The organism is Streptomyces sp. NPDC055815 (assembly GCF_053616475.1).
The window spans coordinates 1-20,094 of sequence record NZ_JBSHDU010000118.1 but is presented as its reverse complement, the minus strand read 5'-3'; the positions used below and the strand labels follow the sequence as shown (position 1 = coordinate 20,094).

General features: G+C 68.3%; 16 protein-coding genes and 4 pseudogenes. 8 read left to right on the top strand and 12 right to left on the bottom strand.

Features of this window, described 5'->3' with window-relative positions; genetic code table 11:
• Window positions 1–406 (top strand): NUDIX domain-containing protein (locus tag ACWGN5_RS39465; protein WP_453523240.1); only part of this gene is annotated, 406 nt, incomplete at its 5' end.
• A gap of 27 nt (window positions 407–433) precedes the next feature.
• Here ACWGN5_RS39465 and ACWGN5_RS39460 read toward each other — a convergent pair.
• A pseudogene (locus ACWGN5_RS39460) lies at window positions 434–702 on the bottom strand (ATP-binding protein); the annotation flags it as partial.
• Window positions 703–865: 163 nt separating this feature from the next.
• Between ACWGN5_RS39460 and ACWGN5_RS39455 the strand changes: the two are divergent.
• Together ACWGN5_RS39455 and ACWGN5_RS39450 are read left to right on the top strand one after the other, a co-directional pair.
• Window positions 866–1,162 (top strand): annotated as a pseudogene (locus tag ACWGN5_RS39455) (Mu transposase domain-containing protein); the annotation flags it as partial.
• A complete protein-coding gene (locus ACWGN5_RS39450; protein WP_453523239.1) occupies window positions 1,122–1,520 on the top strand; it encodes an ATP-binding protein in 399 nt (132 codons plus the stop codon). The pseudogene ACWGN5_RS39455 and the gene ACWGN5_RS39450, both read left to right, overlap by 41 nt.
• Window positions 1,521–1,559: 39 nt before the next feature.
• Here ACWGN5_RS39450 and ACWGN5_RS39445 read toward each other — a convergent pair whose 3' ends face one another.
• Complete coding sequence (locus tag ACWGN5_RS39445) at window positions 1,560–2,906, bottom strand: TerD family protein (RefSeq protein ID WP_453523238.1); 1,347 nt, start codon at window positions 2,904–2,906, stop codon at window positions 1,560–1,562.
• A 400-nt stretch (window positions 2,907–3,306) separates the two neighbouring features.
• Here ACWGN5_RS39445 and ACWGN5_RS39440 point away from each other — a divergent pair, with 400 nt between their 5' ends.
• Complete coding sequence (locus ACWGN5_RS39440; protein WP_453523237.1) at window positions 3,307–4,842, top strand: ISL3 family transposase; 1,536 nt, start codon at window positions 3,307–3,309, stop codon at window positions 4,840–4,842.
• Here ACWGN5_RS39440 and ACWGN5_RS39435 read toward each other — a convergent pair.
• Window positions 4,763–5,221: a hypothetical protein gene (locus tag ACWGN5_RS39435; protein ID WP_453523236.1), complete on the bottom strand. Its 459-nt coding sequence runs from the start codon at window positions 5,219–5,221 to the stop codon at window positions 4,763–4,765. The two genes, ACWGN5_RS39440 and ACWGN5_RS39435, sit on opposite strands and share 80 nt — an antisense overlap.
• A gap of 540 nt (window positions 5,222–5,761) precedes the next feature.
• On the opposite strand from ACWGN5_RS39435, the gene ACWGN5_RS39430 reads away from it, so the two are divergent.
• Window positions 5,762–6,280, top strand: coding sequence for a hypothetical protein (locus tag ACWGN5_RS39430; RefSeq protein ID WP_453523235.1), 519 nt, complete (start codon window positions 5,762–5,764; stop codon window positions 6,278–6,280).
• 1,390 nt (window positions 6,281–7,670) lie between these two features.
• On the opposite strand, the gene ACWGN5_RS39425 is transcribed toward ACWGN5_RS39430, so the two are convergent.
• Window positions 7,671–8,087 (bottom strand): nuclear transport factor 2 family protein, encoded by a 417-nt coding sequence (locus ACWGN5_RS39425; protein ID WP_453523234.1) that lies wholly within the window; start codon window positions 8,085–8,087, stop codon window positions 7,671–7,673.
• Window positions 8,088–8,186: 99 nt separating this feature from the next.
• Entirely contained in the window at window positions 8,187–9,155 is a 969-nt protein-coding gene (locus ACWGN5_RS39420; protein WP_453523233.1) for an NADP-dependent oxidoreductase, read from the bottom strand.
• Between the two features lie 128 nt (window positions 9,156–9,283).
• Here ACWGN5_RS39420 and ACWGN5_RS39415 point away from each other — a divergent pair, with 128 nt between their 5' ends.
• Window positions 9,284–10,255, top strand: coding sequence for a GlxA family transcriptional regulator (locus ACWGN5_RS39415; protein ID WP_453523232.1), 972 nt, complete (start codon window positions 9,284–9,286; stop codon window positions 10,253–10,255).
• A 189-nt stretch (window positions 10,256–10,444) separates the two neighbouring features.
• Here ACWGN5_RS39415 and ACWGN5_RS39410 read toward each other — a convergent pair.
• The 4 genes and pseudogenes from ACWGN5_RS39410 to ACWGN5_RS39395 all read right to left on the bottom strand — a co-directional run.
• Window positions 10,445–11,167: pseudogene (locus tag ACWGN5_RS39410) on the bottom strand (transposase); the annotation flags it as partial.
• Between the two features lie 825 nt (window positions 11,168–11,992).
• Window positions 11,993–12,289 (bottom strand): hypothetical protein, encoded by a 297-nt coding sequence (locus tag ACWGN5_RS39405; protein WP_453523231.1) that lies wholly within the window; start codon window positions 12,287–12,289, stop codon window positions 11,993–11,995.
• Between the two features lie 647 nt (window positions 12,290–12,936).
• The gene (locus tag ACWGN5_RS39400) at window positions 12,937–13,419 is read right to left on the bottom strand and encodes a WapI family immunity protein (protein ID WP_453523230.1); all 483 of its coding nucleotides are present in this window, start codon (window positions 13,417–13,419) and stop codon (window positions 12,937–12,939) included.
• A gap of 56 nt (window positions 13,420–13,475) precedes the next feature.
• Complete coding sequence (locus tag ACWGN5_RS39395; RefSeq protein ID WP_453523229.1) at window positions 13,476–15,113, bottom strand: ISL3 family transposase; 1,638 nt, start codon at window positions 15,111–15,113, stop codon at window positions 13,476–13,478.
• Between the two features lie 456 nt (window positions 15,114–15,569).
• Here ACWGN5_RS39395 and ACWGN5_RS39390 point away from each other — a divergent pair, with 456 nt between their 5' ends.
• Window positions 15,570–16,349 carry a class I SAM-dependent methyltransferase gene (locus ACWGN5_RS39390; protein ID WP_453523228.1) on the top strand — a complete coding sequence of 260 codons (780 nt, stop codon included), beginning with the start codon at window positions 15,570–15,572 and terminating at the stop codon, window positions 16,347–16,349.
• Window positions 16,350–16,591: 242 nt separating this feature from the next.
• Here the strand turns inward: ACWGN5_RS39390 and ACWGN5_RS39385 are convergent, their stop codons facing one another.
• Window positions 16,592–16,840, bottom strand: coding sequence for a Mu transposase domain-containing protein (locus tag ACWGN5_RS39385; RefSeq protein WP_453523227.1), 249 nt, complete (start codon window positions 16,838–16,840; stop codon window positions 16,592–16,594).
• A 147-nt stretch (window positions 16,841–16,987) separates the two neighbouring features.
• On the opposite strand from ACWGN5_RS39385, the gene ACWGN5_RS39380 reads away from it, so the two are divergent.
• Window positions 16,988–17,110, top strand: coding sequence for a hypothetical protein (locus ACWGN5_RS39380; protein ID WP_453523226.1), 123 nt, complete (start codon window positions 16,988–16,990; stop codon window positions 17,108–17,110).
• A gap of 170 nt (window positions 17,111–17,280) precedes the next feature.
• Here the strand turns inward: ACWGN5_RS39380 and ACWGN5_RS39375 are convergent, their stop codons facing one another.
• The gene (locus ACWGN5_RS39375) at window positions 17,281–19,791 is read right to left on the bottom strand and encodes a ricin-type beta-trefoil lectin domain protein (RefSeq protein WP_453523225.1); all 2,511 of its coding nucleotides are present in this window, start codon (window positions 19,789–19,791) and stop codon (window positions 17,281–17,283) included.
• Between the two features lie 112 nt (window positions 19,792–19,903).
• Window positions 19,904–20,094: pseudogene (locus ACWGN5_RS39370) on the bottom strand (hypothetical protein); the annotation flags it as partial.

The following is a 20,094-nucleotide window of genomic DNA, read 5'->3' as shown; positions in this document are numbered from 1 at the left end:
CGCCTCGACGGTGTGTCGTGATGAGCGTGGCCGGTTCCTCGTCCACCGGCGGTCGGAGCAGCTGTCGCGCTTCCCTGGGCTCTATGAGGTCATGGTCGGTGGCGCCGTGGGTGTCGGTGAATCCTATGAGCAGGCTGCCGGGCGGGAGCTGGCCGAAGAGCTGGGCATTCGTGGCCTGCCGCGCTTGCTGTTCACGTTCATCAACCGCAGCGGCCTGAGCCCTCACTGGCTCGGCGTGCATGAAGCCGTGGTTCCGGACGCTGTGACCCGCGATCCCGACGAGGTCGCCTGGTATGGCTGGCTGACCGAGTCAGAGCTTCACTCGGCCCTGTTGGAGTGGCGCTTCACTCCCGACAGCCACGAGGCCTTCAACCGGTATCTCGTGTTCCGGACCGCGCAGTCCTGACCTTTCGCGCCTCTTCGATCGGTCCCCTCAGCCCAGGGACTGTTGTTCGGCGCGGGCCCGGGTGGTGGCGAGGCGGTAGGAGTCGGTGCCGGTTTCGATGATGTTGCCGCCGAACGTGAGGCGGTCGACGATGGCCGCGCAGAGGCGGGGGTCGGTGAAGGTCTTGGTCCAGCCGGAGAACGACTCGTTGGAGGCGATGGCGACGCTGTTCTTCTCCTCCCATTCGGTCAGGACCTGGAAAGGAGCTCGGAGCCCCGGCGATCGAGCTCCATGTAACCGAGTTCGTCGATGCACAGGGACTGCTCCCCGCCGGCTGGGGATGGTGTCCCTCCCACACGTACGAGAACCGCCACAGGTTGACCTGCTCCCCGCTCGCGCGGGATGGCCCCCACGAGCAGCGACGACCGGTACCTCGAGCTGCTCCCTGCCTGCGTGAGGATGGCCGGCTTCAGGGTGAAGTACTACGTCCGCGTCGACACCGTCGACTACTCCGTCGACCCGCAGGTCATCGGCCGATTCGTCGACGTCACCGCCTCCCCTGACACGGTGACTGCTCACTGCGACGGGAAGGTCGTCGCCCAGCACAACAGGTCCTGGGCCAAGTAACTGGTCATCACCGATCCGGTCCACGCGGCCACCGCCGCGAAGATGCGCGAGCTCCTCGCGCTGGACCGCCAGCGACGTCAGGCAGCCGTCCGCCAACACGCCGACGGTCATGCTGTCGCGCTGCGGGCCCTGCCCGACTATGACGCGCTCGATCCGCCGCTACAAGTTGATCACTATCGACGAGGTGGGCTACATCCCGTTCGACCAGGACGCGGCGAACCTGTTCTTCCAGCTCATAGCCTCGCGTTACGAGCAGGGCTCAGTCATGGAGACCTCGAACCTGCCTTCGGACGCTGGGGAGACCTTCTCCGACGACGTGGTTGCGGCCGCGATGATCGACCGCCTGGTCCACCACGCCGAGGTCCTCACCCTCACCGGCGACTCCTACCGAACCCGCCAGCGGCGCGACCTACTGAACAAGGGCGGCGGCCTGGATGGCGGTGACCCAGCGGTGGTGTCCGAGGAGTACGAAGAGCGCGGGGTGGGCTCCTTCGTCGGGGGGCGGTGAGGGCGGTGACGTGGAGGCCGTCGAGGACGGGGACGCAGCCTAGGCAAGGGGCAGCGGGTCGAGGGTGAGCTCCCAGTGGTGGCGGCTCTTGTCGATGGCGAGGAGGAGGGGGCCGTCGGGGATGCGGACCTTCTCCTTGACGCGGCGGCCGTTCCAGGCGTGGACGAGCTGTTCGGCGGGGCGGCGTAGGTCGTCGGGGGTGTCGCCCTGGTATTGGTTCAGTTGGAACCAGCCGCTGTGGGGGTCTTTGGCGCGGACTTTCAGGTCGGCGGCGGTGCCTGTGTGGACGAAGATCTCGCGGCCGCTGCCCTGGATGGTTCCGGGGCCGATGGGGAGGGCGGCGGTCAGAGGGAGGAGGGTGAGCTCCCAGGTCCCGGACTGGCGCACCATCAGCTTGATCGGACCGCCCTTGCGCGGGGGATTGAGCAGGGCGCGCCCGTAGTGACCGGGCAGGTCGTTGCAGAAGACGTCCGTGGAGCGGCCGGCGATCTGGACGCTGAGGAAGTGGTACTGCGGCCCGACCCGGGCTTCGAGGATCACCGGTGCCGAGTCCTGGGGGAACGGCAGGTCCACCGTGACGGTCTTCGCGCCCTTGCCGCTGAAGACGAGCGGTTCGAAGTGGAAGAGGCCGGCGCCCCAGGAGGGCATGGCGGCCGGGGTGGCCAGAGTGGCGGCCGGAGTGGCGATGGACGAGGTCTGCTGTACGGGCACAGCTACGGGCACCGGCTTCGCCATCGGGGGCACGGCCACCCCTCCCGGCGCCGAGTCCGACTTGCCTACCCCCTGCAGCGCCACAGGTCCCGACGGCGGCGGTGTGACCGCGGCGGTGGGCAGGAGCGATGGTGCCGCCAGCGCCGGGGCCTGCGCCACCTCGACTCCGAAGTCCGTCGCCAGCCCCGCCAGGCCGGAGTCGTAGCCCTGGCCGACCGCGCGGAACTTCCAGACGCCGTCGCGGCGGTAGAACTCCCCGAGGACGAAGGCGGTCTCGCTGGAGGCATCCGTGACGTCATAGTGGGTCAGGATGGCGCCATCGGCGTAGGTGACCTGGGCGTACAGGCCGGGGACCTGTCCGAAGGTGCCGTCGTCGCAGGAGCCGGCGACGAGGACGCGCTGAACGGCCGGCTCGATACGGGGGAGGTCCAGTTCCAGCCACTCCGCGAACTGGCCGGCGCCTTCGCCCGTGCCGACGTGGCGCACGGCGCCGGACGGGTGGGCGGGCTGGCCGTGGAAGACGATGTCGGCGTCGCCGCGCACCGTGCCGGCCGCGTCGAGCAGTACGGCGGAGGCTTCGACGGCCGGCACGCCGGGCGCTTGCTGCCGGCCCACGGCGATCCGGAGCGGTACCGTCGGGACGGGGACGTTGGCGCCTTTGGCGAGGTGCGTCATGGGACCCATGGTGACAGCGGGCATGGTGTGAAGAAAAGATCTTCTCGACCAAGGCAAGCGTTTCGGCGGGGATCGCACCCCAAGATCACACCTCACCCCCTCCAGGGCGCCAGGCACCACAGAACTGTGAACCAGGTACTGCCCTGCCGGACTTCGTCGAGCAGCCCCGGGTGCGCGCGCTTGAGCCGGGCCAGGCCACGGGCGCCGCAGGCACCATGACCAGCGGCTGAAGGAACCAGTCAGCGCTTCGAGCGCTGATCTGGCTTAAATCACGAGTCGTGGTTCTGGCTCAGCTTTTGTGCAGGGGCTACGGTGAGTGACAGCTGAGCGTCCCTGGGCGGCTTGCGAAGTCGCCCGAAAATAGGCGTTGGTCAGTACAGCTGGGCTGACAGTCCGGACCGTGGATGAGGCCGTGCTCCAGTTGAAGGAGTTGTTGTTCCCGGCGATCGCGGACGTCGCGGTGGTGTCGGTGGACGTGGATATCGAGATAGTGCGTGTTGACGCGCTATGCACCACGGTCGGCGCCGCCTGTCCGGGATGCGGGGCCTGGTCGACCCGGGTTCACAGCTCCTACCTGCGGTTTCCCGCTGACGCGCCGAGCGCCGGACGACGCGTCGTACTCCGGTTACGAGTTCGGCGCTTCCGATGCGGGAACAACATGTGCCCCCGCCGAACCTTCGCGGAACAGATACCCGGCCTCACCCGCAGGCACAGCCAGCGCACCGAGCGACAACGTTCCACCCTGGCCGCAGTCGGTCTCGCCCTGGCCGGCCGGGCCGGTGCCCGGCCGGCTGCCGTCCTGGGCGTGGCCGTCAGCAGGAGCACGGTGTTGCGCCTGGTCGACGCTCTTCCCGAGCCGAAGGTGACCGCGCCGCGGGTAGTCGGCGTCGACGAGTACGCCACCCGCAAGGGCCGCCACTACGGCACCGTCCTGGTCGATGTCGAAACCCGCCGCCCGATCGACCTGCTCCCCGACCGGGAAGCATCAAGTCTGGCCGCGTGGCTCGCCGAGCGTCCCGGCGTAGAGGTCGTCTGCCCAGACCGTGCGCCCTTCTTCGCAGAAGGCGCCACAGCCGGAGCGCCGCAGGCGATCCAGGTCGCGGACCGATGGCACCTCTGGCATAACCTGAGCGAAGCCGCCAAACGATCCGTCGCCCAGCACCGCCACTGCCTCCGAGCCCTCGTTCCTGAGACCGCCGGCCTTCGGTCGGAGCCCGCGTTCGAAGGCATGCCGTCCAGTTCTCCCTGGCCGATGGGCCACCGGTTCGCCGAACGCACACGCGCCGAGCACTCCACCATTCACGCGCTGCTGGACGCTGGGCACAGCAAGCGGTCCGTGGCCCCGCAACTCGGTATGAGCCAGAACACGGTCCTGCGGTTCTCCCGTGCTGACACTCCCGAAGACCTTTTCGATGGGCAGTGGCAGAACCGGGCATCCGTCCTCGACGAGTACAAGACCTACCTCGACAACCGCTGGAACGAGGGGTGCACCAACGCCTGGAAGCTCTGGGAAGAGATCGTCCCGCCCGCCTACACAGGCAGCAATCAGCGCGTCCGCGCCTACCTGCACAAGAAGCACACCTCGCCGCGGCCGGTGACCGCACGGCCGCCCTCACCCCGAGCCGTCGCCGGATGGATCCTCCGGCGCCCGCATACCCTCACCGAATCCGAGCAGCTACACCTCAAGAATGTGCGGACGCACTGCCCCGAACTCGACGCGCTCACCCGGCATGTGCGGTCCTTCGCGGCCATGCTTACCGGGCGTCAAGGCGAACGCCTGCCGGACTGGCTCGACGCCGTCCGACAGGACGACCTGCCCAGCCTCCACACCCTGGCCGCTGGCATCGACCGACGACCTATACCGGCTCCTCGTACACGTCGATCTCGGAGGGCACACGAGCCAGCAGCGGTTCGAGGTGCCCCTCCATGGCAGTGAGCCACTCGTCGAGGCCCGGGTTGGCGTCGTGGAAGAACCAGGAGTTGAAGCTTCCCAGGACGTCCAGGGCAGGTTCGCACTCGTAGCGGAGTTCGCAGTGAATCTGTACGAAGTGGTCGTGCTCACCGCCGTCGTCACTGATGTCGAACTGTCGCGTGAGGTCCACAGTGAACATCGGACGCCCGCTGAAGGCGTACGTGCCGTACTGGAAGAGCAAGCCGTCTGAGTCGAGCGTCGGCTCGGTGGCAAAGCGCCGTCGCGCGAATCGCATGAAGGCCAGCCACGCAGCCCGAGTGGTCAACTCCGTCGCCGACAGCCCGACCTCCAGTTCGGCACGTAGGACATCAAGGGCTTCCTCGATCCGCGGTCTGTCGCGCACGCCAGCTCTCCTCGGTTCGGTGAATCAGCACCCTAACCTCGTCGAGCCGGATCAAATCCAGCCCTGACCAGCGAGACAACCGCCTCCCGGCTCGCAACGCTCAGTCACTGCTGCACGGAACCTGTGCCAGAACCCCACTTCGGGAGGCACCGAGAGAACCGTAAGAATCGAACTGCCTGTACATCGAGACGTGAGCCGGAAGCCGACGGGCTCGCGCTTCGCCTCTGTGGGGACAGCCGAAGCCCTCTTGGCGCCCGGCCATCACGGACCGCCCTGGTTCTGGTCGGCGCGTCTAGACAGTCGGCGCAGGGACGGCACCTACGCTGAGCATCGTCGCTGACCAACCGCGCCAACTCACCCGCTCGCTCACGACCGATAGTCGACCATTCCGATCATGGCTGGCCCACTGCTTCTCGGCCGCTGGTGCATCGAATCAGGGACACTGACACAACGGCGGCCATCCCTTCCGGGGGTCCGGCTGGCGTGTGCGTCGCGCTCCGGTGAGAGGTCCCTGATCGCCACCCTTAGAGGAAACTCGGCATGCCCGACAAACCGCTCCTGACGTACACCTTGATCGCCTCACCTCTCATCATCGCCGAAACCGGTCGCAGCATCCTTGCTTTGAAGGTCGGCTCCGCTGCGGACGATGTGAACGGCACCTCGATCTACTGCCGCCAGATCTCTAGTGGCTTTCCCATTGGCACCTGCCCTAACGCCCTGACCAAGAGGCCAGAGGACATCAGGCCGCATCAGAAAGGTGGCGATCAACCTGATCAGGGCGGCGGCTGGAGCGCCCGACCGGTCACGAACTCCAAGGGCACGCATATCTTCTGGCGGTGGACACCCAACCGTATCGAGGGGATCTTCAACCGCGGCTGGGATCTCTACCTTGAGCTCAACAACATCGCCCCCAACACATGGGCGACCAACATCACGATTCACGTTGCCGAATACACCAGGCTGGGCTCTGAGGTCGACTATGCGCTCAGGACAGCTCGGGTCACTCTCCCCGAAAGCGAAACCTTCGAGCTCTCGGAATCTCGTCGCGTGTTCGAGTAGCTCAAAGACTGCCGGCCCCAAGCGATGCCCTGCGGACCGCGGGTCCTGCAACTATCTCCTGAGCGACCGGGACGCCGAGGCCCGCGCGGCCAGCCTTCTTCCCGCCTGGCTTGGTCTTCGGCGCCACGGCACAGGGCAAACGGAATCGAACAGTCACTGACTGCGGCGCCGGCCGCGAGGGCGGTGGCGGCGATACGGCGGGCGGTCGAAGAAGCAGACATGGGTGATGTCTCCTCAAAAAGTGCTTCACGAGCCGATAACAGCATGTGAGAGCGGTGCGGGTCCCGGTCCGGTGCTGGGCCGAGGACCCGAACTCTGCTGCCCCGCCGACTCCACCGGAACGCCACACAGGCCCCGTTACCGGGTACGAACATTTCCGTAACTGACGGCTGTACCGGATACAGATACACGAAAGCTGCGACCCTGACATTCACTGACATCTACACCTAACCGGCCAATGATCCACCGCAAGCCCTTGCACACTCCCCCGCACGACCGGTCGCAGCGCCCAGCGCACTCCGCCAACCGTGTGACCAGCCCGCGTAACAACCGTTCTGCACACTTCTTCGCACATACAGTCCAGGCATCGCACGCCAAGACGAAAGCAGAGCGGCAGTCGGCAGCCCGAATCGCCAATGCCGTTGCCGGCGCCGTAAACACGCCCCGACCGACCATCCACACGGTCCGCTCCGCCCCGCTCCTCGACAACCGCACGATCCTGGCAACTGCACATCCGTAGCCGCGGCACTGCTCCACGGGCAGGATCTGCCCGCCGGTGCTCCGGACGAGGACTGCTGGAGCCGGCCCTGCGGGAAACACCTCGTATCCCCATCACGCCGCTTCGGCCCCGGCTCCTGGCAGCGCCTCGCCAGACGCCTGCCCAGTCGCGGGTCGACTCGTCGTCGAGCCAGACCACCGTGGAGCGAGGCGAGACCATCAACCCGAACCGCTCAAAGTCTGGTCTACCGAGACCGTTCCACCAGCCGGAGTGAGGGACTTGACGATGCCGGGACCATCCGGGGCCGGCGGCAAGGAGTCAGGGGCAGCGGAGAGCTCAGCAAGAAACCTCAATGCCCCGCGTCATACAGACATCCTCCTGCCCCCCTCTTCCCGTCGAACGGCTTTCGCGAAGACCGCCTCGGCACCCCCTGCCGAGGCGAGGGCGTGAGCGGCCTGACCGGCGGGGTCGCGGGTGAAGGCCCGGACAGTCCGGCCGCGTGTGTTGCGCGTCCGGGTTAGAGCCCGCGGGTTTGGCCTGGTCCACCGGCCGGCCGATCAGCTGCCGTCCGGAACATCCGCCGGCACCCGGAAGGCGTCGCTTCCTCTTCTGTGATTCGCTGCTGACCTCGCTGACCCAGGTCAGTCAGAAGGGAGGCCCTGGCCTGGCGGTTCAGTGGGTGAAGGCTTCGCTGATTGCGTGGCTGTCTTCGAACATGCGGTAGCCGGTGATCTTCCCGTCGGCCACGGTGAGGTGGAGGGCGAAGTGGTTGGTGAAGGTTTTGCCGGTGGTCAGGACCCCGAAGCGGTTATGGCCGATGACTACGGCGTGGGCGCCGTCGACGACGGTTGTGGCGACGACGTACTCCTCGGCGGGGGTGAGGTGCTGTCCGAAGGAGGCGAAGAACGCGGCGATGGCGTCCATGCTGGTACGGCTGCCGGCCCAGGGGATGTTGGGGGCACCTGCGACATGGAAGTCGACGCCGTCGGCGAACAGGTCCAGCAGGGCTGGCATGTCGCCTTCGCCGAAGCGGGCGAAGAACGCGTCGACGACGTCACGGGTGCTGGCCGGGGCGGTGCTGGTGCTCATGGTGGTTCCGTTCTGTGTGGTGCTGACGGCTCGGTGCCTGACGCAGGCTGGGTAGGTGGCTGTACAGCTGCCGCAGGACAGAGAGGCAGCCGCGGTGGGTCAGGGGGCGACGGAGAGGACGATCTTGCCGGTGGTACGGCCGGTCTCACCCAGCGTGTGGGCCCGGGCGGCTTCTTCGAGGGGGAAGACCTCGTCGACGATCACGTGCAGGGCGCCGCCCTCGACCAGGGAGGCGATCTGGCGCAGCCCGGCATGGTCGGGTTCGACGAGCATGAACACCGCCCGCACCCCGGCCGCTTCGGCCTCTTTGACGGGGAACGTGTCGTCCGGCGGCAGGATCGAGATCAGCGTGCCGCCCGGCCGGAGCGTTCGCAGGGACCGGGCGCAGTTGGGGCCGCCGAGGGTGTCCAGGACGACATCGACGCCCCGGAGGGTCTCGGCGAAGTCCTGGGTACGGTAGTCGATCAGCTCGTCGGCACCCAGTGAGCGCAGCAGCTCGTGCTTAGGAGAGCTGGCCGTGCCGATGACGTACGCGCCGCGGGCCTTGGCGATCTGCACGGCCAGGTGGCCGACGCCTCCCGCGGCCGCGTGGATCAGGACACGCTGGCCGGGCTGGACATCCGCCGTGTCCACCAGGGCCTGCCAGGCGGTCAGCGAGGCCAGCGGCAGGGCGCCGGCCTGGATGTGGGTGAGTCCACCGGGGCGCGGGGCGAAGTGGCGGGCCGGGGCGGTGACGTACTCGGCGTAGGCGCCCGCCGGGTGCGGGAAGCGCGGCATCCCGAACACCTCGTCGCCCGGCTGGAAGAGGGTCACCCCCTCACCGACCGCTTCGACCACCCCGGCGACGTCGTAGCCGAGCGTGAACGGCGGCCGGGCGCCGGTGGCGAACTCGCCGCGCCGGCGGGTCTTCCAGTCCGCCGGGTTCACGCCCGCCGCGTGCACTCGGACCAGGACCTCGCCCCGGCCGGGCTCGGGTCGCTCCACCTCGACGACTCTGAGGACGTCCGGGGCTCCGGCGATGTCCTGGGAGACGGCGCGCATGGTCGTGGGGGTGGTGGCCTGGTTCATGATGAGTGCTCGCTTCAGCAGTGCGTCTGTGGTGGTTGCGCGGTTTGGCTTGGGCGCGTCCCTCAGACTGCCGGGGCGGACCGACCCCCAGTAGTGGCCCGATGGTCATGGACTGAAAGGATCCGGTCATGCACCGCGTTGGCGTTCTGGCCCTGGACGGCGTCGTCCCCTTCGAACTCGGCATCCCGGCGCGGATCTTCGGAGCCGCTCGTGACAGCACGGGCAATCGGCTCTACTCCGTGACCACCTGCAGCCTGGACGGCGGCCCCGTCCGCGCCGAGGCCGACTACCAGCTCACCGTCTCCCACGACGCCTCTGTGCTGGCCACCGTAGACACCGTCGTCATCCCGCCCTCGCACGCGCTGGGCCCCATCCGCGAGGAGGGCCGCCTGCCCGGCACCCTGCGCCAGGCCCTGGGCGCCATCCGCCCCGGTACCAGGCTCGTGGCGATCTGCACCGGCACCTATGTGCTGGCCGCCGCGGGACTGCTCGACGGCCGCCCCGCCACCACACACTGGCGCGAAGCCGACCGCCTGCAGCGCATGTTCACCAGCGCGCGCATCGACCCCGACGTCCTCTTCATCGACGACGGCGACGTCCTGACCTCCGCCGGGGTCGCCGCCGGCATCGACCTGTGCCTGCACATCGTGCGCCGCGACCACGGCAGTGACGTCGCCAACGACGTCGCCCGCTCCTGCGTAGTACCGCCCTGGCGGGACGGCGGGCAGGCCCAGTACATCCAGCGGCCCGTCCCCGACCCCACGGCCTCCGGCACCGCACCCACCCAGGCATGGATCATGGAACGCCTCGCCGAACCCGTCACCCTGGCCGACATGGCCTCCCACGCAGGCGTCAGCGTGCGTACGTTCACCCGTCGCTTCCGCGACGAGGTCGGCACCAGCCCCGGCCAGTGGCTCATCCGCCAGCGCGTCGACCTGGCCCGGCACCTGCTGGAATCCACCGACTGGCCCGTCGACCTCGTCGCCGACCGCTCCGGATTCGGCACCGGTGTCTCCCTGCGCCAGCACCTCCATGCCGCCATCGGCGTCACCCCCCACGCCTACCGCCGCACCTTCCGCACCGTGCGCCCGGACGCCTGAACCACAGGCTCTCTTCCTCCTACGACCGAAGGAAGCCGGGGATCGTCGCACCGTCTCCGGGAGCCCGCCGCTCCCGGGCACGGTGACAGATCCACCGGGCCCGGAAGACCGGGATCTCGTTCCCCCGCCCCGTGAACGGCCCCGTGGTCCCGGCCGCAGGAGCGGGCCTGGCCGCAGGCCGTGGCCGGATCACCCGTCGACTGTGCCCACCGGGTGATCCGGCTCTACCACGGGGAGACCGCACGGGCACGGTTCCACCGGAACCGAAGGCATGATGGGGATTCTTGAAAACGGCTCTGCCCGGAGTTCCGTGAAGCGCACAGCTGGGTGCGGCGTCCTGTGACGGCGAGCCGGCCTGCTCAACCACCAGCCCATGTCTTTGGCGACGGCTTCCTGAGCGGCTGCGATCTCCTCGGCGGTCGATCCTGTGACATCGCTGTCGGCTGCCCACTCGAACTGGGACAGAAGATCAGCCAACGCCTGCTTCTGCGCCGGGTGGGTCACGGGAACCGAATCGAGGTCCGTGGCGATCAGCCAGTCGAAGAGCACGACGGCATCGGCACGCCACAGTTTCACGGTCACGGTTTCCAGATCGGGCTCCATGATCCCATAGTGCCTGCTCAGGACTGGGTGAGAATCCGGGTCCGCAGCAGGCTGAACGAGGCCCGGCCCGTACATCGCTGCATCGGGAATGCGGACGGTCTCCTCGTCGACGCGTTTGCGCAGGCAGGAGCGGTGCTGGTGGCAGGTCTTCTCCACCGTTGCGGCCAGGTTCTGGAGCAGGTGCCAGCGATCCGCGACTTCGAGGGCATGCGGTGCGGCTTGTTTGACCGCGCGCTTGTAGGCGGTGGCCCGGTCGCGGCAGATGATCTCAGCGCCGGGATGGCCGCGCAGCCAGGCGGCGAAGGTCTCCGAGGTGCGGTCGGCAGGACGTCGACGACCTGGCCGGCTTCCCTATCGACGAGGGGGGTGCCATAGTGCGGCCCTTGCGGAAGGCGAACTCGTCGACGCCGAGGACCCGCGGCGCCTGCTCCGGCACCGGTGGCGATTCCAGCAGCTCAAGGAGCCGGCTGCGGCCCGTAGGGAGAGACATCTTGCGGCACAGTCGTTCACCGGGGCGGCCACCGAGCTCGACCGCAACCGCGCGGAGCCACTTCTTCAAACCGAGACTGGAGCGGCGGTAGCGTTCGCTCAGCCCGCTGACCCGCTCGACGAGCGTCTTCCTCCGGCAGGAGGCACGGTCGCAGAAGAACCGCCTCACCCTCAGCCTGACCTGCCACGTCCTTCCCGTCAGTGGCCGCTCCGCCAGACCGCGTTCATACGAGGAGTGCGCACGGCGGGCACGAGTTCGGCAGCCGGGGCATCGTGGTGGTGGCCCGCATGCGACCGCCACCACGACCAGAGCCTCCGCGGTGAAGTCCACCTGCTCCAACCGCACATCGATTTCCGGGAAGAGCACATCTTCCAGCGAACAGACCCCCACAACCGAGAGATCCCCTGCCGAAACGTTCCCGCACACACTCGCTGACCTGGGCATTCACGGAACTCCGGTCGGAGCCGGTTTTGCCAGGACCTCGACGCCGCCGCCGTTGGCCTCACCCTTGAAGGGAGCTCCGGCAGGGTCGAGGGCAATCCAACTCGGGTCACAACGCTCAAGAAGGCCATGTGCGGCTGGGCGTCGTTCCGACTTCTGCGAATCAGGATCTTCGCCCCGGGGGGTGAGCCCAGGGCCCTTGATCAGCCTGCCCCAGGGCGATCCTTCGGATCACCGGTGCGGTGATCGAAGAACTCGTCGAGCAGGCGAATCAGTTCGGTCGCGGCGCGCTGCTCGTTCTCGGGCGACCAGGGTTCCTCGGGGCGGCCGTCGGGAAAGATCAGCTTCTCGGCCAAGGCCCAATACACCAGGTTCCAGCCGTATCCCAGTTTGGTGGCGAGCCAGTCCTGGAACCCGTCCAGCAGGGCTCCATCGGAGGCGGCGTCGTAGCCGTTGAGGAATCCGACCACTGCCCCGAAGCTGACGCGGCCGACGAACATCCCGGACGGATCTTGAAGTTCTCCCAGATGTCCTGACGCGACCACACGGGCTTCGACCGGCCACGCCACCAGGCGGCGGGCACGTGCGACAGGTCGGTGCCGGCCCCCAGGTGGAGTACGAGACCACTTCCGGCCCCACTCCGAGAGCCGCGAGGAGGCTGCCCGCGCGCGTGGCCGGATCGGCAGGTCCGCCTTTCCGGGTCCAGACGTGGGTGCCCGGAGGGTCGCCCTCGTGGTGGGTGACGACGAAGTCCGTCCCGTCCAGCACGAAAAACGCCGCCCGAACGCTGCCGTGCCCGTCCCACGAGGTCTCGATGGTCAGCCTCAGCCGCCGGGCCACCGCATCCAAGTCCACCGAGAGCAAGGCCAGCGAACTCAACGGCCAAGCCGCGCTCTGGAACATCGATGCCTGCCCCGCCGGATTGCGCCCACCTGCCTGGAGTTCTGCCGCAGGCTCCCAGTCGCCCTCGGCATCCGGTATCTCGATCATCTTGGTCACGACGGACAGTCAACCAGTAAGCGATCTCACCGAGGCTGCCCGCCGACAGGTCTCCGGCATCCTCTCCAGTCGTTCACGGAACTCCGGTCAGAGCCTTGAAAACGGCTGTGGCGGATATTTCGTGATGCCCGATGTCTCGCGATGCCGATCAGCGGGGTGGGAAGGACGCGAGAGCAAGATCCCATTGGTCGGCCGCATGGAGCAGGGCGTCCGTGTCCACCCGTACCTCCACGGCGTACTGGTAAATGCCCGTGCTCTCGTCACCCCGCTGCCATGGGGGGGCAGCCTCCAAAGACAGGTGGACGCGAATCACCGCCCAGCCCTCGCTTCGATCGGCAAGACTGAAGGCCAGGACCGGCTCGACGAACCAGGTGTCCGGGGACAGTTCACCTTCGGAATCCCGGCCGGACACGGCTACTGTCCCCGCCGCCACCGCGCGCAGCCAGGTGGTCACTTCACGGGCTTCATCGGTCAGCAGACATGGGTCATCGAACGACCAACTGCCCTCGGGGGTCGTCACCTTTCCGCCGACGACCAGCCAGTTGTCGTCGTATGGGTTTCCGGGGGCGGTGGGGAATTGGTAGCGCAGGGGACAGAGCTCGACGCTGCTCACTCGATCACTCAGAAGCACTACAGCAGGATGTCATATCCAGCCCGGTAACCCCCAGGTCACGGCGCTGTCCCGCGTCATGGCGGCTGGGCGAGGACGAGGGTTCGTAAGAGAGCGAAGGAAGCACGGCCGTATGACCGGCGTTTGATCAGTTTGATGCGCGTGACCTGCCCCTCGACGGCGCCAGAGCTCCAGTGGAGCGTCAGGCCGTTGACGACGGCGTCCCAATCGTTCTGGAGAAAGGCCGCGAAGCCCTGGACCGGCCGTGGCCCCTGGTCGAGGGCGCGGGCCATCCAGCCGGTGAGGTCGTGACCTCGGCGTTCGCGGGCGATGGCACTGAACTCGTGAGCGAGGTCGCGGGCGGTGGCCAGGTCAGGACAGGCATCCAGGATGCGGTCGAGCCGTTCGCGCTGGCTGTCGGTCAGGCTCTCCGGGCGCCGCATGATCCAGGTCGTGATCCGGCGGGGACTGGGAACAGGCTGGCGTGGTTCCGGGAAGGCGGTGCCGGCACGGAGGGTCGCGATGTACTTGGTGACCACGACACGGCTGCCCCGGTAGCCGCGTTCACGGATCTCGCGGAAGAGGGCCGCGGCGTTGGTGGCGCCGCCGCGGAAGCGTTGTTGCAGGTAGGGCTTGAAGCGGTTGATGTGGCCGTTGGGGCGGCGCTCTCGGGCCGAGGCGAGGATCTGGTCGAGGTCGGTCGTCAGGTAATGGCGCACCGTCTTGCGGTCGCGGCCCAGGCGGTCGGCGATCGCGCTGATTGTCCAGCCGCGTTCGCGCAGCTGGTGGATGTCCGTATGCCACTGGCGGACTCGGGCCAGAAGTTGGCCGTCGGGTGGGTCGTTCGGCTCCGGCGGTCCGATCAGTGCCGCCAGAGCGGCTGAGTCCGACGGCTCCTCGGAATGGTCCAAATCGCCGGTCTCAGCGTCTTTACGCAGGCAGGCGCGATGTTGGTGGGCGGTGCGTTCGACTGCACGAGCGAGCGAGTGGAGCAAATGCCAGCGATCTGCGACCTGGATCGCGTCGGGGGCCGCACGGGCGGCGGCCTGGCTGAAGGTGCTGCACCGGTCCCGGCAGATCACCTTGATCTCGGGGTGGTCGGCGAGCCAGGCGGCCACCGCGTCCGCGGTGCGGTCGGGCAGGAGGTCGATCGGCCGTCGTGTTTCGACATCGATGAGGACGGTGCCGTAGGTGGCGCCCTTGCGGAACGCGAACTCGTCGATGCCCAGGACCGTGACCTGGCTGGACGGCGGGTCCGGGAGCCGTCGGAGTTCCCCCAGGATCACGTCCCGGGTCGCCCGCACCGGCAGATAGCCGGCGAGCCGGGCGCCGGCCCGGCCACCGACGGCCAGCCCGATCGCCTGCACCATTCGGGCGAGCGCCTGGGTGCGCCGCCGGTACGGGGTGGTCAGGCTCGATACCTGCTCGGCCATGGTCCGGCGGGAGCACAGGCCGTTGTCGCACAAGAACCTGCGGATCCGCAGGCGCAGTAACACTCGCCGCCCGCCCAATGGGCGGTCAGCCAGGCGCCGCATGTATGTGCTGTGTACGCGTGAAGCAGTCACGCCGCACGAGGGGCACGTCACCGTCGGCTGCCGAGCATGCAGGTCGATCCACACAGCATCACCGACGACGTCCACCGCATCGATGATCAGTCCCTCGGCGTCAGGCCATACGAGATCCCAGAAGTGCTGTTCGTCCCCCACAGACAACATGCTGGACAACGGCCATCACGGGCCATGGCGGATGTTTAGAACTGGCCGTCACGAAATTTCCGCCACAGCCTTGAAAACGACCAGCGTCGCTCTTCGCCTCACTTCGTCGTTGCTTGAACGGTGTGAGGAAGGTGGGCAACCGCTGGTCAGGACGTCGCACAGGATTACCACCTCGACGGGATGGCTGGAGTCGGAGTGCAGGTCCTCACCGCTGAAGACGGGCCACTTGTCGATGAAGGTCCTTGCTGGTGGTGGGCGTCGGTGAAGCGGACTTCGACCGGGTGTCGGGGTACACGTGAATGTGTACAGTGCGGCGGTACACGGAAGGCTGCTCACATGCCGGCCGCCGACACCATGAGCGGGTACTGCTCCTTGATCCGGACGGTTTCCGTAGCGGCGTGCGGCCGACCATGTCATTCTCCGATCCGTAGCCTGCTCTTCCCAGCGGAGGTAGACATGGCGCTCCTTCCGGACATCACCGCCTTCTACGGTGCCGGCGATGAGGCTGGCCGCCTCACTTCCGGGCGCACCATCGGGACAGTCGAGCTGCTGCGGACGCAGGAACTCCTGCGGGCTCACCTTCCGCCCTCGCCCGCGTCCGTGCTGGATGTCGGCGGCGGGCCTGGAGTGCATGCTCGCTGGCTCACCGCCAGCGGCTATCAGGTTCTCGTCGTCGACCCGGTGGAGAAGCACGTACGGCAGGCCTGCCATCAGGGTTTGGCTGCCTTCGTGGGTGATGCGCGGCAACTGGACCAAGCAGACGCTTCGCTCGACGCTGTGCTGATGCTCGGTCCCCTCTATCACCTGCCGGACGGCACCGGGCGTGCCCGTGCGTGGCGGGAGGCTCACCGTGTCGTCAGGCCCGGTGGCCTGGTCGCTGCGGCGGCGCTCAACCGGTATGCAAAGCTCATGGACCTGGACTCACCCAGTGCGCTGGACATCGCGACGACGGGGCTGCGCGTCCGCCGGGACGGCCCCACCACGTACTACCACGACCCCTCAGAGCTCTGCGACGAGGCCAGTCGGGCCGGCCTCGGTGACCTGACCGTCTACGGGCTGCACGGGCCCGCCTACGAGGCCCTGAGGGCTGAAGAACGTCGGACCGGGGCAAAGGACCTGGGCCCGAAGGCTCTTGAAACCGCCCTCGCTGTCGCACGGTTCGCCGACAGCCACCCGAAGCTCGTGGTCTCCAGCCTGCACCTGCTGGCCATTGCGCGCCGACCACACACCCCGTGAGCCCTGCCATCCCCTAACCTTCCGCGGCCGCGTTGTTCGCGCGCTTCCTTAAGTGACACGTGGGCACGAAGTCGCGTACCTGGTTGAGCGCATTCACGTGTGCGCCGACAGTGGCCGCCGTGCTGGGGGGTGTCGCAGTGCACTGTGCGGTGGTGGGTGGCGCAGGAGCCGGGTGCCTGGTGGCTGGTGGCTGGTGGCTGCCGGATGCTGCGCCAGGACCACACGCTCGGCGCCCTTCGCCGTCAGGCGGGGTGGCGGGCGATCTCGCTGCGGCCGTTGAAGACAACGAGGTCGCTGGAGCGGAGTACGACTCGGACGGTGCGGCCGATGAACCGGGCCGGAACCGAGTAGCGGCAAACCCTCACCGCGACCATGCCGTAGCGGTCCACCCGCGGAGTGAACACGACTCCGGTCTCGAAGGAATCCCGCGGCAGCGGCATCAGCGGCACGGACTCAAGGGCGAAGTCCTGGCCGGTGGTCCGGTTCCGCATCCAGATCCGCCGCCCTTCCTCAGCCCGCTCGAACTCGGCGAACGACGTGTTCAGTTCGTCCAGGGAGGCAACCCGGGGAACGGACGGGAGGTGGTTGCGGCGAAAGTAGCCGACCTGCCCCTCCGCTCCACTCTTCTCATGGGCGTGGTGACCGCCGTTCTCCCTGCGAGCGACAAGCCGGCCCAGGCGACCTCGTCGGTTGTCGCCGGGATCATCGGCGCGGTCTTCCACGTCGCGGGCATCGCCCTGAGCCGCCGCCCAAGCCACTGACACCGCATCGGGCGCGGGCCCCGGCGGTATGTGCCCGTGTACGCCCGGCCTGCCTGTGCCGCGTCCGCTCCGCAGAAACGGAACGGCCGCTCCACCCGGGGTACCGGATGGAGCGGCCGTTGTCCGCAGGCGCCTCGGTCAGTGCGCCGTGGCCTCCTGGAAGGGGACTGTCACGATTGGATGGGTGCGGTCGCGATCCCTCCGATGATGATGAGTCCGACGACGATGCCCTCGCCGGTCTGCTTCACCACGTTCCCCCAGTTGATCGTCGGCATCTCGAAGGTCCACCCGTGGGTGTGTTCGGCAGGGGCCGGGGACGGCTCGTTCGGCCGCAGCTCGCTCGGGGAGAACGTGGTGCCCTTGGGCATCTTCTCCGTGGTCGGCGCGGTCTGTGGCGAGGGAGCCGGGACGCGGTTGTACTCGGGCACCGTGCGGGGTTCCGCCTTGGGCCGCTCCCTGCCCTTCGTCTCGTTCCGGTAGACGATGACGCCCTCGAACTCCGACGAGGGCTTGGAGGCGACCCAGTTGCCCGGCTGGTAGGGGTTGGCCCCGGCCAGGAAGGAGGTGTCGAAGCCGACCTCCACCTTCCGGGTGTCGCCCTGGCTCTCCAGCTTCATCTGGAGGTACTTCACGTAGTTCTTGACCTCCTCGCCGCCGGCCTTCTCGGCCGGGCCTCCGGCGTTCTTCACCTCCCAGACGTAGACCGTGTCGGCGGTCCAGTAGATGAGGTCCGCCTTGCCGTTGATCTTCAGGTTTCCCGGGTTCCCCTTCGACGCGCCGGGTATCTGGTTGCCCGGGTTGATTCCCTTGCCCAGGTTGGCGGTGTCCATGGTGACCGTGCCACCGCCCTTCGGTTGGTTCACCATCAGCCAGACGGCGTGCATCTCGATGGTGAAGTCGTGGGCGGGGATGTACTTCTCCTTGAAGACATCGGCCTTGGTGACCAGTTCGACGATGCCCGTGACCAGCCGCCCGAACAGCTTGCCGGGGTCGAACCAGTTCAGTCCGGTCGGATCCGCCTTGTTGACCGGGTCGTTGGCCCCGTACGCGTAGCCGTTCCACTGCTGCGGATCGTCCGGTGTGAGCAGCGGGTCGGGTGTCAGGAACCGGCCGGTGGCAGGCTGGTACTGGCGGGCGCCCAGGTTCGTCAGGCCCGTGGCGGTGTCCTGCGTACCGCCGACGAAACCCTTGTCCCCAGCCCATGCGCCGACGGCCGGCTGCGTGCCGCGCGGGTTGCCGAACGGGTCGGACGGGCGGCGGACGACGGTCTGGCCGGAGGACAGGTCCACGCTGACCGTGTGGGTACCGTGATGGTCGGCGAGCTGTGCGACGAACCCGCCGGCGGCGGTGCCCGCGCCGGTGCGCACGATGGTCAGGCCGCCGGGCACCGGGTAGGACCGGACACCGGTCAGGGTCTTCGCGGCGCTGTCGTAGACGACCTGGTCGGTGCCGAGGTTGACGACGGTCTTCCCGGGCGACCGGCGCACGAGCTGGTTGCCGTCCGCGTCGTACACATAGGTCGAGGTCTTGTCCGGGACGGTCCACTTCTGGCCGGCCGGCGGCGTCGGAACGCAGTCGGCGAGCTGGAGCGGCGTGCTGTTGGTCGTCACTTCGCCGGGCACGGCCAGGCAGCGGGTCGCCGCCGGGTTGTACAGGGTGCCGTCGGCCCGCGGCTGCCAGGTCTGTCCGGCGCGCCCGTCGCAGGGCTGGAGCTGGACGGGGGAACCGGCGGCCGTCCCCATGGCGGTCACGCACTTGCCGAGGGTCTTCAGCCGGTCGCCGGCTGTGGCGTACTTCTGTCCACCGCCCGTGTTGCAGGTGTAGATCTGGACCTGGGTGCCGTCGGTGCTCCTGCCGCCCTGGATGTCCAGGCACTTGCCGCCGATTCCGGTGACGGCGACGGCGGGCGCGTAGCTGTTCAGGCGGTCCTCGCCGTTCCAGGTGAGGGTGGCGGTGCCGGTCTTGTTCGTGCCGAGGGCGGTGGGGTGCCCGGAGGCGTCGTACTCGGTCGTACCGCTGTCCGACGCGGTCGCACCGGTCTTGACGCCGGTGGTCAGCAGGGCATGCGGACCGCCGGTGCCTCCGCCGGTTCCCGCCGCGGAGGTCGGGGTGTTCCCGGTGCCCGGGGTGCCGAAGCCCTGTGTGGTGGTGATGTCCTTCGTGGTGTCGCCGGACGGGTCGTGGACGACCTTGGCGGTGCGGTTGCCCGTGGGGTCGTACTGGTAGTCGTGCCAGTACGGGCTGGGGCCGCCGACCGTGTTGGTGGACGGCGCGATCGCGCCGCCGATCGGGTCGGTGTGGGTGCACGAGCCCTGGTCGAGGGTCCGGTGCTGCTCGGGGGCGGGCGTGGTGATGCCGCCGGTGTCGGTCCAGGCCGTGGTCATCCGGCCGAGGTGGTCGTAGGTGAAGCACTGGCGGTCCCGGGCCGCCGGGTTGTTGTCGGGTACGTCGGTGACCGAGGTGATGCGTCCGGCCGGGTTGTACGTGTACTCGACCTGCTCGACGGCTCCGGTGGTGGAGGTCTGCTTGTCCAGGTAGGTGGCGCGCACGCGGCCGGTCGCCTGGTCGTAGAGGCTGGTGGCGACGACCTCGCCGCCCCAGGGGTTGACCGTGGAGCGGATGACGCGGCCGAAGGCGTCGTACTCCGTCTGGGTGTCGTACGTCGTGGCGCCCGCGTACATGTACAGCTGGCCGTGGCCGTTGTACGCGTACGAGATCGCCTCGGCGGGCAGTCCGCCGAGCTTGGGGACGTCGGACTCGATCGGGCTGCCGGTGACCGGGTCGAACTCGGTGGTCGCCGGAGCGTCCGGGCCCGAAGACCTCGGCGAGGGCTCCGGCCTCGATCGGGTCGCCCAGAGAGGTACCGGTGCCGTGCGCCTCGATGGCGTCGATGTCGGAGGGGGTCAGCCGGGCGGCCGCCAGCGCGTCGCGGATCACCCGCTGCTGGGACGGACCGTTGGGAGCGGTGAGGCCCTGACTACGAC

What these genes read in the sequence shown, in the direction of transcription:
- ACWGN5_RS39375 (WP_453523225.1), bottom strand. Translation starts at nt 19,791, where the DNA reads ATGTACGCGGGCGCCACGACGTACGACACCCAGACGGAGTACGACGCC.
- ACWGN5_RS39450 (WP_453523239.1), top strand. Translation starts at nt 1,122, where the DNA reads ATGCTGTCGCGCTGCGGGCCCTGCCCGACTATGACGCGCTCGATCCGC.
- ACWGN5_RS39405 (WP_453523231.1), bottom strand. Translation starts at nt 12,289, where the DNA reads ATGTTCGTCGGCCGCGTCAGCTTCGGGGCAGTGGTCGGATTCCTCAAC.
- ACWGN5_RS39430 (WP_453523235.1), top strand. Translation starts at nt 5,762, where the DNA reads ATGCCCGACAAACCGCTCCTGACGTACACCTTGATCGCCTCACCTCTC.
- ACWGN5_RS39385 (WP_453523227.1), bottom strand. Translation starts at nt 16,840, where the DNA reads ATGCGGAACCGGACCACCGGCCAGGACTTCGCCCTTGAGTCCGTGCCG.
- ACWGN5_RS39445 (WP_453523238.1), bottom strand. Translation starts at nt 2,906, where the DNA reads ATGACGCACCTCGCCAAAGGCGCCAACGTCCCCGTCCCGACGGTACCG.
- ACWGN5_RS39390 (WP_453523228.1), top strand. Translation starts at nt 15,570, where the DNA reads ATGGCGCTCCTTCCGGACATCACCGCCTTCTACGGTGCCGGCGATGAG.
- ACWGN5_RS39415 (WP_453523232.1), top strand. Translation starts at nt 9,284, where the DNA reads ATGCACCGCGTTGGCGTTCTGGCCCTGGACGGCGTCGTCCCCTTCGAA.
- ACWGN5_RS39395 (WP_453523229.1), bottom strand. Translation starts at nt 15,113, where the DNA reads ATGTTGTCTGTGGGGGACGAACAGCACTTCTGGGATCTCGTATGGCCT.
- ACWGN5_RS39425 (WP_453523234.1), bottom strand. Translation starts at nt 8,087, where the DNA reads ATGAGCACCAGCACCGCCCCGGCCAGCACCCGTGACGTCGTCGACGCG.
- ACWGN5_RS39420 (WP_453523233.1), bottom strand. Translation starts at nt 9,155, where the DNA reads ATGAACCAGGCCACCACCCCCACGACCATGCGCGCCGTCTCCCAGGAC.